Source organism: Myxococcus sp. MxC21-1 (assembly GCF_032612255.1).
Taxonomy (GTDB): domain Bacteria; phylum Myxococcota; class Myxococcia; order Myxococcales; family Myxococcaceae; genus Myxococcus; species Myxococcus virescens.
Genome location: NZ_CP123278.1, coordinates 4646217 through 4659861 on the forward strand (window position 1 = coordinate 4646217; position 13645 = coordinate 4659861).

At 70.5% G+C, this 13645-nt stretch carries 6 protein-coding genes and 5 pseudogenes; 5 read left to right on the top strand and 6 right to left on the bottom strand.

The genetic code is table 11. From position 1 onward, the window contains the following. Nucleotides 1-58 precede the first annotated feature (58 nt). Complete coding sequence (locus QEG98_RS20885; protein ID WP_316562562.1) at nt 59-3100, bottom strand: error-prone DNA polymerase; 3042 nt, start codon at nt 3098-3100, stop codon at nt 59-61. Between the two features lie 373 nt (nt 3101-3473). On the opposite strand from QEG98_RS20885, the gene QEG98_RS20890 reads away from it, so the two are divergent. The 4 genes and pseudogenes from QEG98_RS20890 to QEG98_RS20905 all read left to right on the top strand — a co-directional run bounded on the left by QEG98_RS20890 (nt 3474) and on the right by QEG98_RS20905 (nt 7397). Further along, nucleotides 3474-3956: an NfeD family protein gene (locus QEG98_RS20890; RefSeq protein ID WP_090495399.1), complete on the top strand. Its 483-nt coding sequence runs from the start codon at nt 3474-3476 to the stop codon at nt 3954-3956. Nucleotides 3957-3961: 5 nt separating this feature from the next. Next, nucleotides 3962-4951 (top strand): SPFH domain-containing protein, encoded by a 990-nt coding sequence (locus tag QEG98_RS20895; RefSeq protein WP_316562563.1) that lies wholly within the window; start codon nt 3962-3964, stop codon nt 4949-4951. A 330-nt stretch (nt 4952-5281) separates the two neighbouring features. Further along, nucleotides 5282-5656, top strand: coding sequence for a hypothetical protein (locus tag QEG98_RS20900; RefSeq protein WP_228565250.1), 375 nt, complete (start codon nt 5282-5284; stop codon nt 5654-5656). Nucleotides 5657-5895: 239 nt separating this feature from the next. Further along, nucleotides 5896-7397: pseudogene (locus QEG98_RS20905) on the top strand (ATP-binding cassette domain-containing protein). Between the two features lie 63 nt (nt 7398-7460). Here the strand turns inward: QEG98_RS20905 and QEG98_RS20910 are convergent. Beyond that, nucleotides 7461-8434, bottom strand: a pseudogene (locus QEG98_RS20910) (NAD-dependent epimerase/dehydratase family protein). 100 nt (nt 8435-8534) lie between these two features. Here QEG98_RS20910 and QEG98_RS20915 point away from each other — a divergent pair. Then, a pseudogene (locus tag QEG98_RS20915) lies at nt 8535-9064 on the top strand (FHA domain-containing protein). Between the two features lie 19 nt (nt 9065-9083). Here the strand turns inward: QEG98_RS20915 and QEG98_RS20920 are convergent. The 4 genes and pseudogenes from QEG98_RS20920 to QEG98_RS20935 form a co-directional block, all read right to left on the bottom strand. Further along, nucleotides 9084-9614, bottom strand: coding sequence for a hypothetical protein (locus QEG98_RS20920; protein WP_316562564.1), 531 nt, complete (start codon nt 9612-9614; stop codon nt 9084-9086). 52 nt (nt 9615-9666) lie between these two features. Continuing rightward, nucleotides 9667-11177, bottom strand: a pseudogene (locus tag QEG98_RS20925) (Y-family DNA polymerase). Between the two features lie 8 nt (nt 11178-11185). After that, nucleotides 11186-12056 (bottom strand): annotated as a pseudogene (locus tag QEG98_RS20930) (ImuA family protein). 142 nt (nt 12057-12198) lie between these two features. Continuing rightward, nucleotides 12199-13413: a VWA domain-containing protein gene (locus QEG98_RS20935; RefSeq protein WP_316562565.1), complete on the bottom strand. Its 1215-nt coding sequence runs from the start codon at nt 13411-13413 to the stop codon at nt 12199-12201. Nucleotides 13414-13645 lie beyond the last annotated feature (232 nt).

Sequence of the window (13645 nt, forward strand, 5' to 3'; positions counted from 1 at the left end):
AGCGCGCGCGAAGCTGAAGCCCCGTGCTTCAGCGCAGCCCGGAGAAGGCGCGCTCACCCTACCCAGGCAGCGCCCCCCGCTGTCCATGCAATGACGCCACTCGACTGGACTTCACGTTCGTCACCTTGCCGGAGCGCTCCAGGACGCCTTCTCCCACCAGGAAGAGCGCGCCATGGATGTCCTTCCGGCACCGCTCGTACACGTCCGGAGGCACCACCAGGTTCGCGATGCCTGTCTCGTCCTCCAGGGAGATGAAGCAGATACCCTTGGCCGTGGGTGGACGCTGGCGGCAGATGAGCATGCCGCCCACCGCCACCCTCCGCCCGTGGGCCACCTTCTTCAGTCCCTCCGCCGTCACCGCGCCTTGCTGCTTCAGCACCGGGCGCAGCAGCTCCAGCGGATGCTTCTCCAGCGAGAGTCCCACCGTGTCGTAGTCCGCGCAGACCCGCTCCAACACATCCATGGACGGCAGCTCCACCGCCGTTCCGTCCATGGCCATGCCGAAGAACAGGTCATCCGAGTCCAGCGGCCCCAGCGCCTGGAGTTCCCACAGCGCCTGACGCCGGGAGCCACACAGCGACGACAGGGCGCCCGCCAGGGCCAACCGCGTCAGCTCGTGCCGGGGCGCCCGCGACCACCGCGCCAGGTCACCCACGTCACGGAAGCCCTCGCGCCTCGCCGTCGCTACGCGCCGCCCCGCGGACTCGCCCAGGCCCTTCACCATCCGGAGCCCCAGCCGCAATGCGGCCCCGCCCTCCTCCAGCGTGCAGTCCCAGCTCGAGTGCCGCACGTCCACCGGCCGCACCACCACGCCATGCCGCTGCGCGTCCGCCACCAACGTGTGCGGCGCATAGAAGCCCATGGGCTGCGAGTTCAACAGCGCCGCCGTGAAGGCCGCCGGGTAGTGGCACTTCAGCCAACTGGACGCATACGCAATCAACGCGAAGCTCGCTGAATGACTCTCCGGGAAGCCGTAGTGCGCGAAGCCCCGGAAGTTGTCGAACCACTCCTCGGCTTGTTTGCGTGTGTACCCCCGCGACACGCAGCCCTCCACGAAGCGCCCCCGGTATTGCAACAGCATGGATTCAGCGCGCTTGTGGCTCAGCACCCGCCGCAGTCCGTCCGCCTCGCCCGCAGTGAAGCCCGCCGCCACCATGGCCAGCTTCATCGCCTGTTCCTGGAAGAGCGGCACCCCCAGCGTCTTGCCGAGAATCTCCTTCACCGCCTCGCTCGGGTACTCCACCTGCTCCTGGCCGTTCCGCCGGCGCAGGAAGGGATGCACCATGTTGCCGACGATGGGCCCCGGGCGGATGAGCGCGATCTCCACCACCAGGTCGTAGAACGTCCTCGGTCGAAGCCTGGGCAGCATGTTCATCTGTGCCCGGCTCTCAATCTGGAACACGCCCACCGTGTCCGCCTCGCACAGCATGTCGTAGACCTTCGGGTCTTCGGCCGGCACCGTCGCCAGGGACAGCTCCCGCCCGTGGTGCTCGCGAATCAGCGCGAAGCACTTCGACAGTGCCGTCAACATGCCCAGCGCCAGCAGGTCCACCTTCAGCAGCCCCACCGCGTTGATGTCGTCCTTCTCCCACTGGATGACGGTGCGGCCCGGCATCGCCGCGTTCTCCACCGGCACCAGCTCCGTCAGCGGCTCGCGTGTCATCACGAAGCCGCCCACGTGGATGGACAGGTGCCGGGGAAAGCCCTCCAGCTCCATGGCCAGCGCCAGCGTCTTCTGGACCCGGCCGTCCTCCGCGGACAGGCCCGCCTCGCGCAGCACGTCCGGCGTCACGTCGAAGCCGTTCGACGCGGACACCTTCGACAGCCGGTCCACCTGGTCCAACGACAGGCCCAGCGCCTTGCCCGTCTCACGCAGCGCCAGCCGGCCCCGGTAGCAGATGACCTCGCACACCATGCCCGCGTGCCGACGCCCGTGCTTCTCGTAGACGTACTGGAGGACCTCCTCGCGGCGCTCGTGCTCGAAGTCCACGTCGATGTCTGGCGGCTCCTTGCGCTCCATGCTCAGGAAGCGCTCGAACAACAGGCCCATCCGCACCGGGTCGATGGCGGTGATCTGCAGCGCGTAGCAGACCGCCGAGTTCGCCGCGCTCCCCCGCCCCTGGCAGAGAATCCCCCGAGCCCTGGCGAAGCGGACGATGTCCCACAGCGCCAGGAAGTAGCCGGCGAAGTCCAACGCGGCGATGAGCTTCAGCTCGTGTTCAATCTGCTTCACCACCGCCGGGGGCACCCCTTCCGGATAGCGGAACCGCAGTCCTTCGTATGTCAGCACGCGCAGGTGCGCGTCCGCGGTGCGACCTTCGGGCAGGTCCTCTTCCGGGAAGCGGTAGTGCAAGTCATCCAATGAAGCGTGGCAGCGCGAGGCCAGCTCCGCCGCGCGCGCCAGGGCCTCCGGCCGGTCCGCGAACAGGCGCGCCATGTCCCGTGGGGACTTCAGCGTCCGCTCCGCGTTGGGCAACAGCCGCGTCCCCGCCCGGTCCACCGACGTCCCGTGGCGGATGGACACCAGCACGTCCTGCAAGGCCTGCCGCCGGCGGTGGTGCGTGTGCACGTCGTTGTGCGCGACCAGCGGCACGCCGAGCTCCAGCGCCAGCCGCTCCGCCCGGGCCTCGCGCTCCGCGTCTCCCGCGGACAGGGTCCGGCAGATGCCGACGTGGAAGCGCTCCGGGAAGGCCTCCGCCAGCGAGACGACCTGCTCGAAGGGCGCGGGCGCGGGAAGGAGCGCGAGCAGCCCCGCGGACCGGTCCGCCACCGCGCGCCACGGCAGCCCGGCCTCGCCCTTGGGGTGGGTCATCCGGCTCTGGGACACCAGGGCGCACAGGTTCGAGTACCCCGTCCCATCCGCCGCGTACACCACCACCGGTGGGCCGTCCTCCAGCGTCAGCTCGGCGCCCAGGATGAGCCGCACCCCGTGCTCCTTCGCGGCCAGGTGCGCCTTCACCACGCCGTACAGGCCATCCGCGTCCGTCAGCGCGAGCGCACCCAGCCCGAGCCTCGCGGCCGTGGCCACCAGCTCTTCCGGATGCGAGGCCCCGCGAAGGAACGAGAAGTTGGAGCGGCAGACCAGCTCGGCGTAGTCCACGCCCGGATCTAGATGCCGAACAGGCGTTCAGGCGCTAGATTGGATCTTCGCGGTGCGGGCAAGCGACTTCATGGGTTGACGCGGATGAGGGCGATCCGTGCAAGGGGGCGACTGCTGATTGCCGGACAGATCGGGCGGCGCCCTCCTTCGGGCTCCCAACCGGGCCTGGCAAACGCGTCAGGCGCTGCCTCTGTCTCGTTACGCGATTCGTGAATGTCGCATCCGCGCAGCAAGTCCTGCACACCCGCGAGGCTGCGGCAAACCTCAGGGAGTTAAGCGACCTGCGCTCCACCCAAAAGCCTGAGCTGTGATGTTTGAAGCTCGCGCCACCGCCGTTTGACAGGATGCCGATCCGACTGACAAACATGTCTTCATGGACCTCACTCCCACCGCGTGGCAGCTCTGGCTGATCGCGGCGCTCCTCCTGGGAGCGCTGGAGCTCCAGCTCACCAGCTTCATGGTCCTCTGGCTCGCCGTGGGAGCGCTGGCCTCCTCGATCGGGGCGGCATTGGGCCTGAGCCTCAACGGCCAGCTCTACCTGTTCACCGCCGTCTCCGTCGCCCTGTTCGCGGCCTCCCGCACCCTCTTCAAAAGCGTTTTCATGCGCGACGCCACGCATTTGAAGACAGGGATCGAGGCCATGCTTGGCCAGGAGGCGGTGGTGGTGGAGTCCCTGGGCGACCCGCTCGGGGGCACGGTGCGCATCAATGGCGAGCTGTGGACGGCGCGCTCCCTGTCGGGCCCGGTGCCCGAGGGCGAACTCGTCACGGTGGAGCAGGTGGAAGGTCTCAAACTCTGGGTGCGCCGACCGACGGCGTCGTTGCCGGTTCCCCCAGGGGACCCGAGGAAGGAGTAGGCGAGATGGAAATCGTGACGATTTTCGGCATCTTCGCGGTCATCCTGGTGGGCGTCGCCGCCACCGGCATCCGCATCGTTCCGCAGGCCAAGGTCATGGTCGTGGAGCGGCTGGGCAAGTTCTACAAGACGGCCAGCAGCGGCCTCAATTACCTCGTCCCCTTCGTGGATGCCCCTCGCGCCATCGAGATGCGCACGGGCAACCGCTTCATGCGCAGCAACCTCGTGGACCTGCGCGAGCAGGTCATGGGCTTCGACACCGTCCAGGTCATCACCCACGACAACGTCAACATGGAGGTCGGCTCGGTCATCTACTACCAGATCGTCGAGCCCGCGAAGGCGCTCTACCAGGTGGAGAACCTCGCGCTCGCCATCGAGCAGCTCACGATGACGAACCTGCGCAACATCATGGGCGGGCTGACGCTGGACCAGACGCTCACCAGCCGCGAGACGGTCAACACCAAGCTGCGCATCGTGCTGGACGAGGCCACCGAGAAGTGGGGCGTCAAGGTGACGCGCGTGGAGCTGCGCGAAATCGAGCCGCCCCAGGCCATCAAGGCCGCCATGGCCAAGCAGATGACCGCCGAGCGTGAGCGCCGCGCCGAGGTCACCAAGGCCGAGGGCGACAAGGCCGCCGCCATCCTCCAGGCCGAGGGCGAGAAGATCTCCCGCATCCTCCGCGCCGAGGCCGAACGCGACGCCGAGATTGCCCGCGCCGAAGGCCACAAGCGCGCCACCATGCTGCAGGCCGAAGGCAAGGCCGAGGCCACCCGGCTCGTCTTCGAGGCCATCCACAACGGCCGCGCCACTCCCGAGGTGCTCGCGCTGCGCTACATGGAGACCCTCCAGGAGCTGGGCAAGGGCGACAACAAGATCTTCGTCCCCTACGAGGCCACCGCCACGCTGGGCGCCGTCGCCACCCTCAAGGAGGTCTTCGCGCAGACGGGGGATGCCGCCGGCCCGCCCCGGCGCCGGCCCGCTCCGCCGCGAGCCTGAGCACCCAGGCCATTGCCCGGAACACGGTGGTCCCCGAACACGCCACCCTCCCCGGCAGCACGCCCGCCGTGGCCCCTCGGCGTCCGCGGCCCGCCCTGGACACGCAGGACGACTGAGCAGGCGTAGGCAGCCCCCGCGGGAGGAATGCGCCTCCCGCGGGACACGGAGCAGGGCTCGCGTTCGCGCATCCAGGACGACGGTCCATTGCGCCACCAGGGGCCGAGCAGACGGCGTGCCCTCCTGTACACCCCCAGCACGCGCCGTCACTTCGCGGGAACCTTCCATGTGTCCGGCTGTCAGAGCCTCCGAACACACTCACCGGAGGGGAGCATGCAGAACATCTTCATCGCAGGAGGCTGGGGGATGTACCCCACGTTGCTCGCGGGAATCGCGCTCATCGCCACCTGCGTCCAGTACGCACGCCGGCCCGCGCCGCGCTACGTGCCGCTGATGCTGTCGCTTGGACTCTGCACCTTGATTGCCGGCACGCTCGGCTTCGCCACCGGCATCCTCTCCCTCCTGCAGGCCTATAGCGGCCCGCTGTGGGACCAGGGCCCGCGCGTGCTCTTCATCGGCACCTTCGAGGCGCTGCACAACGTGGCGCTCGCCTTGCTGCTTGCCATGCTGGGCGCCCTGCTGGCCTCCATCGGCGCGTGGCGACTCTCCCGCCACACGGGGAACTTCGCGGCGCCCGCGGCAGGTTGATGTGTGACTGCCGGACGCACTGCCGGAGGAGAGCCCCCTGCCTCCATGAAGGCGGGGGTTGCATTCCGGCGCGCGTCTGGACATAGATTGCAGCCATCCCCAGGAGGGATTGACGCCCCCTCCCAACGAGAGGTCAGACGCACCCTTGAGGACGCTTCGCTGAATTCCCAGGTCCGTTGACGTTCCCGCGCTGAGCCGCCTTCGGGCTGGCTTGCGCCCTGGATTCAGGAGCTTCCTTTATGTCTTCCGTGCGCGCGCACCGCGTTTCGTTCGCTTTTTCTGACGCCGTTCCCGTCCTCTCTGATGTCGACTTCCACCTGTCCCCTGGCTGGACGGGGCTCGTGGGTGCCAATGGCGCCGGCAAGTCCACCCTGCTCCGGCTGTTGGCGGGAGAGCTGACGCCTACCGAGGGGCACCTTCAGTTCGAGCCCTCCGCCCCCACCCTCCGCCTCTGCCGGCAGGAGGTGGAGGCGCTGACGCCCGACATCTCCGCCTTCGCGGAGTCGTGGGACTCCGTCGCGCGGCGGCTGCACGGCCAGCTGGGCCTGGACGTCACCGCGCTGGAGCGCTGGCCCACGCTGTCCCCGGGCGAGCGCAAGCGGTGGCAGGTGGGCGCCGCCCTGGCCGCGGAGCCCCATTTGCTGCTCCTGGACGAGCCCACCAACCACCTGGATGCGGAGGCCCGCACATGGCTGGTCTCCGCGCTGCGCCGCTTCCGGGGCCTGGGCATCGTGGTGTCACACGACCGTGACCTGCTGGAGTCCCTCACCACCTCCACGCTGCGCGTCCACCATGGCAGCGCGCGGCTGTGGCCCGGCGCATACACCGCCGCGCGGGCGCACTGGGAAGCCGAGCGTGAGGCTGAAATCGCCACCCACCAGCAAGCCCGCGCCGAACAACGCCGTGCGGCGCATCTGCTGGACCAGGCCCGGCGCGAGCAACAGTCCGCGGATGCCGCACGGCACACCCGCAAGCGACTGAAGAACAAATACGACAACGACGCCCGCTCCATGGGCGCCAAGGTCGTTGCCGGCTGGGCGGAGGCTGGGGCCGGACGGCGCGTGGGCAATGCACGGCGCGAGTTGGAGCGCGTCAGTGAGGCCGTGGGCGAGTTCACCGCGGACAAGACGGTGGGCCGCTCCGTCTTCCTGGACTACGTGCGCGCGCCGAACCCGTGGCTCTTCACGCTGGACGTGCCCGGCCTCCGCGCCGGTGACGTGGAGCTGCTGGGCCCCGTGAATCTCTCCGTGAGCCGCGAAGCCCGCGTGCGCATCGAAGGGCCCAACGGCGCCGGCAAGAGCACCCTGGTGCGCGCACTGCTGGAGAACGCGCGCATTCCGCTGGAGCGCGTGCTCTACCTGCCCCAGGACGTCAGCGCGGACGAGGCCCGGGCCACGCTGGACGCCGTGCGCGCACTGCCGCCCGAGGAACGCGGACGCGTGCTGTCACTCGTCGCGGCGCTCGGCGTGGACCCGGAGCGGCTGCTCGCCTCCGAGCAGCCCTCCCCGGCGAGGTGCGCAAGCTCCTCATCGCCCGGGGCCTGGGCCAACACGCCTGGGCCCTGGTGCTGGACGAGCCCACCAACCACCTGGACCTGCCGTCCATCGAAAGGCTGGAGGCGGCGCTGCGCGAGTACCCCGGCGCGCTGATGCTCGTCACGCATGACACGTCCTTCGCCCAGGCCTGCACCTCCGAGGTGTGGCGCGTGGAGCATGGTCAGGTGACGGTGACGTCCGGGTAGCCGGCACGAAGGCCCCACCTCGAGGCACGTTGAAGACGCCCAGCCACGTCTCGTCGTTCTGCCTCAGGTGCCCGACTGTTCGTGGAACCACGCCACCAGCCGAGTCAGCCCCTCCTCCACGGAGACGCGCGGCCGGAATCCCGTCTCCCGCTCCAGCGCGGAAGGATCCGCCCAGGTCGCGTCCATCTCCCCAGGCTGCGCGGGCGTGGGCTTCACCCGCGCCCGGGCGCCCAGGAGCCGCTCCAGGACGGAGAGGAAGGCCCGCACCGAAACAGGCTCGCCCCGGCCCACGTTGAGGACGCGATGGCGAGGTGCCCCTGGGGGCGGCCGGTCCAGCACGCGCACCACGGCCTCCGCCACGTCCTCCACGTAGGTGAAGTCGCGCTGCATCCGGCCGTCGCCATGCAGGGCCAGCTCGGTGCCGTCACGCAGGGCCCGGAGAAAGCGCAGGGGGCCATGTCGGGTCGTCCCCAGGGGCCGTACACCGTGAAGAAGCGCAGGCCACTGGTGGGGAGCCCGTGCAGATGGCTGTACGCGTGCGCCAGCAGTTCATCGGCGCGCTTTGTGGCCGCGTAGACGCTGAGCGGGTGGTCCGCCGCGGCGCCTTCCTGGAACGGCGGCGCCGAGCCCGCGCCATACACGGAGCTGGAGGACGCGTAGACCAGGTGCCGCACCCGGGCGGCGCTGGCCTGCTCCAGCACCTGGAGGAACCCCGACACGTTGGCGTCCACGTATGCCTGCGCGGTGCCCGCTGGCGCCCGCACGCCCACACGCGCGGCCAGGTGCACCACGGCCTCGGGGCGCATCTCCTCGAAGAGCGCTCGCAGCGAGGAGGTGTCGGTAACGTCCACGGGACGGAAGGTGAAGCCCGTCGCCCCCGGCAGCGTGCCGAGCCGCGTCAGCCGGGCGTGCTTCAACGCCACGTCTCCGGACGGGTCCAGGTTGTCCACGCCGATGATGGCATCACCGCGCGCCAGCAGCCGCGCGCTGACGTGGTGGGCAATGAAGCCCGCAGCTCCCGTGACGAGTACCCGCATCCACCTCCACGCTCCCACGCCAGCCCCCAACACGCCACGGCGGAAGACGTGGACGCGGCGCTTCCCGTCCCCGCCACTTGCACGTAGGGTGGAGGCCCTCATGGTGTCCGTGAATCAGCTCCGCCCCTTCGCCGGTGCCTCGCTGGACGCGTTCCGGGCCGCGTCCGGCCCTGTGGCCCTCATCCAGCAGCCCGTGGAGCTCGTCGGCCAGCACAGCCGGGCCTGGCGGCACGCACCGTCGGCATGGCACACCGCGCGTACATGGACGAGCGGCTGCTCGCCATGCTCCGCGACTTCGACAACCTGGAGGTCCACTTCCTCCAGCCCTCCGTGGACGGCGAGGAGCTGACGGTCGGCCGCACCGAGGCGTGCGACCTGGTGGTGCCCGACCCGTCCGTCTCCCAGCATCACGCCACGATGCGCTGGAACGCCGCCCGCGGCGGCTTCTCCGTGCGTGACGCCGAGTCCATGAACGGCACCTTCATCAACGGCGCCCCCCTGGGCTACCGCGCCCAGGTGCTGCTCCACGACGGGGACACCCTGGCCTTCGGCGACGCCCAGTTCCTCTACCTTCGCGCCGAAACCGTCTACGAACACCTGCGCCTGGCCAGCCCGAAGAAGGCCCCCTGAGCCGGCCCGAGCCCGAGGCTCACGGAATGGCCTGGATGGCCTCCACCACCGCCTTGCGCAGGTAGGAGCGGAAGTCCGTCTGCGCCTGGTACATGCCAATCGTGGAGACGGTGCGCGTGGGGTTGCTCCACCGCAGCTTGCCGTTGGGTGCCACCACCCCCGTCTCCAGCAGCACCTCCGCGCGGCCCATCAGCTGGGCGGACGTCACGTCCACCCAGTTCAGCACCACCACCACTCCGGCCTCGGCCTCGTTGTCCTGGATCATCGCCACCACCTCGTGGATGGTGGGTGACGGTGCCTGGGAGATGCGCGTCCCCACCACCTCGAAGCCCCGCTCACTCAGCGTGGCCTGGGCCTGGCTGACGAGCACCGAACGGGGATTGCCTTCCCCCATCATGTCCTGCCGGTACGTGAAGGTCGGCAGCGAATCCACCCGGGAGCCCACCACCACCACCACCTTGCGCAGGGCCCCCGGCGGGCGGACCTGACGCGGAGCGCACGAAGCGAGCAGGAGGCAAAGCAGGACGGCCGCGGGACGGAGGACGCGCATGACGGGGAACCTGGGAGACGGGGACGAGGCCACTATGCTGGGCCGCCGGGCCTCAGTCGAACAGTCCCTGGAGGTAGAAACGTCCATCCCGTCCGTCGCGGAACACCCAGGCGGGCCCCAGCCCCTCGAAGTGGACCCGGTAGTAGTCCCGTTGAAAGGGCGTCTCCGACCACCACTCCCCGCCCAGCCGCTCCGGCCCCGTGAGCGCCGTCACCCGGTGCCGCCGGCCCGCCATGCGCGCGGCCAGCAAGCGTCCAGACTCCGCCACTTCCGCGTCCAGACACGCCGGCTCCGCCAGCAGCCGGGAGGGACGCTCCCGTGAGGCCGCCGACACCGAGGCGCGCCGGGCGCCGGCTCCAGCAACTCCGCCGACAGGCCCCGCCGCGCCTCCGGGGGCCGGAAGGCCCGTGTTCCATGGGCCGCCTCGGGCCGGTGGACCGCCTCCAGGCCCGCCGCGAAGAGCGACGCCTCCCCCAACGTGGACGCCAGCCGCGACAGCACGACTTCCAGCGCCGCGTCGCCCTCCGGCGCGTCCCCCAGCGCGAGCTGCTGTCCTCCGTCCTCGGAGTGCTCGTCCACCCGAGCGGACACCTCCGCCACCGGGTTCTCCAGCCGCAGCTCCTCCAGCCGGTGCCGCGCCAGTTCGTGCAACAGCTTCGCCCGCGCCGTGGGCCGCGCCAGCGTCAGCGTCACCTGCCGTTGCCCCGAGGGGTCCAGCTTCAGCGTGAAGGTGAGCCGCACCGCCGCCCGGCACCGTCCGGACAACCGTGCCCCCAGCCGGTCCGTCAGCGTCTTGAGCGCGAAGCGCAGCGGCTCAAAGGACTCGGCCGGGAAGTCCAGCACCACGCGCTCCTCCAACACCTCTTCCAGCACCGCGGGGACGAAGGGCGTGTCGTCCTCTCCGCGGCACCTCGCATGAACCCGTGCGCCAGCCGCGCCGCCCCGGGCCGCCACGGCCCCCACGGGCAGCGCCGCCACCTCGCCCAGCGTGGTGAGGCCCAGCGCGGAGAACGCCGCCCCCTCGCGGCCTTCCAACGCGGACAACGGCAACGGCGCCAGGGCCCGAGCACCGTCCCCCGGAGCCACCACCTCCACCCGGCGCGCGCCATGCCGAGCCACCGCGCGCGAGGTGAAGGCCTCCGAGGCCACCACCACGTGCGCCCGGTAACCCAGCTCGGCGCACAGCGACAGCATCCGCGTGCCCAGACCTTCTTCGCCGTCGCACAGGTGCGCGGCCCCCGCGTCCAGCCACAATCCATCCGGGGCGCAGAGCTGAAAACCCGGGGCCAGTGGCAGCAGCGCCTCGCCCAGCGCCGTCAGCGCGCGCAGCTCGTCCTCCGGGCGGTAGTCGAAGTGCCGCAGCCCCGGCTCCAGCGCGGTGGCCGCCGTCAGCGTCATCCCCGGGCGCACCCCCGCCTTCAACGCCGAGGTGGAGGCGAAGGCCACGCGGCGTTGGCCACGCACCGCCTCCACCAGCGCGAAGGGACGGCCCGCGAGTTCCGGGGACTCCACCACCCGGCGCTGCACCGGGAAGCGGGTGAGGTGCAGATAGGCCCTGCGCATGTCGTGCCTCAGTGCGCCGGCAGGGCCGCGTCCAATCCCTGCCGCACGGGCGGCATGGGCGCGTCACGGCCGGGACGCTGGCCCAGGATGCCCAGCCCGTTGCGCAGCGCCCCGGACTGATCTCGCAGGAAGTCCGGCGTGCCGTCCTCCGTGTCCTCGGCCACGTCGAGCAACCGGCCGCCTCCCTCCAGCCCCAGCGCCGGGTACAGCGCGCTCCACGGCAGCTCCGCCCGCGCGCCCGTGCCCCCTGCCGGCTGCGCACCACCTCGACCGACCAGCCGTCTCCGTCCCGGGCCTCCGTCCGCAGCCGGACCACGCCGTCCGCTGGGGACTCTGGCGAAGTCAGCAGCAGGAGCAGCCCGCCGCCGCGCGCCGCCGCGTCCGCCAGCTTGCGCGCCTCCGCCAGGGCCACCCGGCACGCGCGCCCGTCGGGATTCACGCCGCGCGTCAGGTCCAGCACCACGCAAGCGAAGGCCCCGCTCCGGGCCAGCTGCACCGCCGCCCAGATGCGCTGCTCAGGAGCCTGGGGCCGGACGATGAGCAGCCGCTCCAGGTCCACGCCCAGGGCCGCGGCCGCGGGCGAGTAGAGCTCCCGGGGGCCGTCCACCCAGGCGCACAGCCGCGCCTCCTGGTGCGCCGCGGCCACCGCGTGCAGCGCCAGGCTGGTGCGCCCCGAGGCCGCCTCACCGCACAGCTCCACCACCTGCCCCAGTGGCAGGCCCCCGTCGGCAGCAGGGCGTCCACCGCCGACAGGCCCGTGCGGAGCACCGCCAGGTAGCGCCGAGGCGCCGCCTGCAACTGGCGGATCCGCTCCCGAAGCTGCTCCACGACCGAGCCCGTCCCCTGCCCCACTCCCACTCGCTGCTCCGCCGCGCTCATCTCGCCTCCTCGCCAGGCCCCTCCGGACCGGACGACCGGCGGGGCGGTCGTCCACTATCCTCGGAGGTCTGACATGCGCCTTCATGGGACGCATGGCGGTGGGTGCGTGGATCAGACTCGCTGGTGCGGGTTCACCCGGGCATCAGCCGGCGCAGAGGACCTTCACTTCCACCTTCTTGTCGTCCGCGCGGCGCAGGCAGCTCGACTGGAAGAACAGGCGGGCCGGGTACGTCTCCGTGGACGCCTCGTAGCGCAGGTCGCCCGCGGCCACCGAGCACCGCTCCACCTCGTCATTGGCGCGCGTCAGCTCCACCTGGACCAGCCGGGGGTCGGGCAGGTTCACCACCTCGATGCTCTGCGCCACCGTGGCCAGCTCCGCGATGCGCAGCAAGGTGTCGCGGTAGTTCTCCCGGCAGATGGAGTCGAGGTTGTCGAGCCCCTGGTCGAACGCCTCCGCCATGGCGCGCTGCCGGTGGCCGGGACCGTAGGAGGTCGGGCAGTCGACGTTGCGCACGAAGACACCGTCGGGTGTCGTGTCGCGGATCAGCTCCGCCCGCTTGTCGGACAGCGCCACCGGACCAATCGTGGCCCAGAGCACCTGACGCGAGGCCCCCGTTGAATCCCGAAGCTGCTGGAACGTGGCGAAGTACTCCTCCACCGGCGTCAGCAGATGGGACTGCTCACTGCAGTTGTCGATGGACGTGTCGTCGGACACCCACACCGGCGGAGGGCGCTGGATGGTGCTGCAGTCTTCCTCGTCGGTGACCACCGCCACCAGCAGCCGCGCGCCGTCGCGCAGGAACCCGGCGTTGCCGTTCTCCGCCCCCGGCGTCGACACCAGCGGCTCCGTCACGGCCAGCCGGACCGCCTCGAAGGGCGTCTCCTGCCCGCTGCCATCCGTCCCCTGGATCACCAGCCGGCGGAACTTCTCCAGCACGTACGGATCCGCGCCGTCGATGAAGCGCTCGTCGGTGGGGTTGCCCGCCGCATCCGGCACACGCTGCAACCGGCCGGACTCCCTGGTGTACTCGCGGTACTGCTCCTGCCCCTGGAACATGGCCAGCCGGTACACGGACGTGGTGATCACGCCCACCCGGAAGTCCTGCGAGACGCCGCTGCCCTCCTTCAGCGCCTCCAGAAAGGCGGGCAACTCGGTGGCGATGGCGTTCTGCTCCTCTTCCATGGATCCGGAGTTGTCGATGACGAAGAGGATGTCCGTCTTCTGCGGCGCGATGACGGGGGACTCGCTCTCGCACTTCCCGGGGAGATTGGAGCCCGGTTCGTCGACGGGCGACCGGCAGGACGTCCACAAGAGAGACGGCAGCAGAAGCAGGTGGGCGAAGGGTCGGAGCTTCATGGGGGGCCTCTCGAAGAGCTGCGCACCCCGGCGGGGCGCCGCGTCAGATGCTAGGGGGGCGATCATGCCCCACCCTACGTCCGGACGCGAGACTTCCGAGGAACCCTGGAGAGGTGACGGGTGACGGAAAAACGCACACCGCGTTTGCCATGTCCGTTTTGGTTGTTACGTTGGTTCATCCGCCGCAGAAAACCTGGAAATGTTCACTGGTTGTCGAAGGGAAAAGGCTGAA

What these genes read in the sequence shown, in the direction of transcription:
- QEG98_RS20895 (WP_316562563.1), top strand. Translation starts at nt 3,962, where the DNA reads ATGGAAATCGTGACGATTTTCGGCATCTTCGCGGTCATCCTGGTGGGC.
- QEG98_RS20900 (WP_228565250.1), top strand. Translation starts at nt 5,282, where the DNA reads ATGCAGAACATCTTCATCGCAGGAGGCTGGGGGATGTACCCCACGTTG.
- QEG98_RS20935 (WP_316562565.1), bottom strand. Translation starts at nt 13,413, where the DNA reads ATGAAGCTCCGACCCTTCGCCCACCTGCTTCTGCTGCCGTCTCTCTTG.
- QEG98_RS20920 (WP_316562564.1), bottom strand. Translation starts at nt 9,614, where the DNA reads ATGCGCGTCCTCCGTCCCGCGGCCGTCCTGCTTTGCCTCCTGCTCGCT.
- QEG98_RS20890 (WP_090495399.1), top strand. Translation starts at nt 3,474, where the DNA reads ATGGACCTCACTCCCACCGCGTGGCAGCTCTGGCTGATCGCGGCGCTC.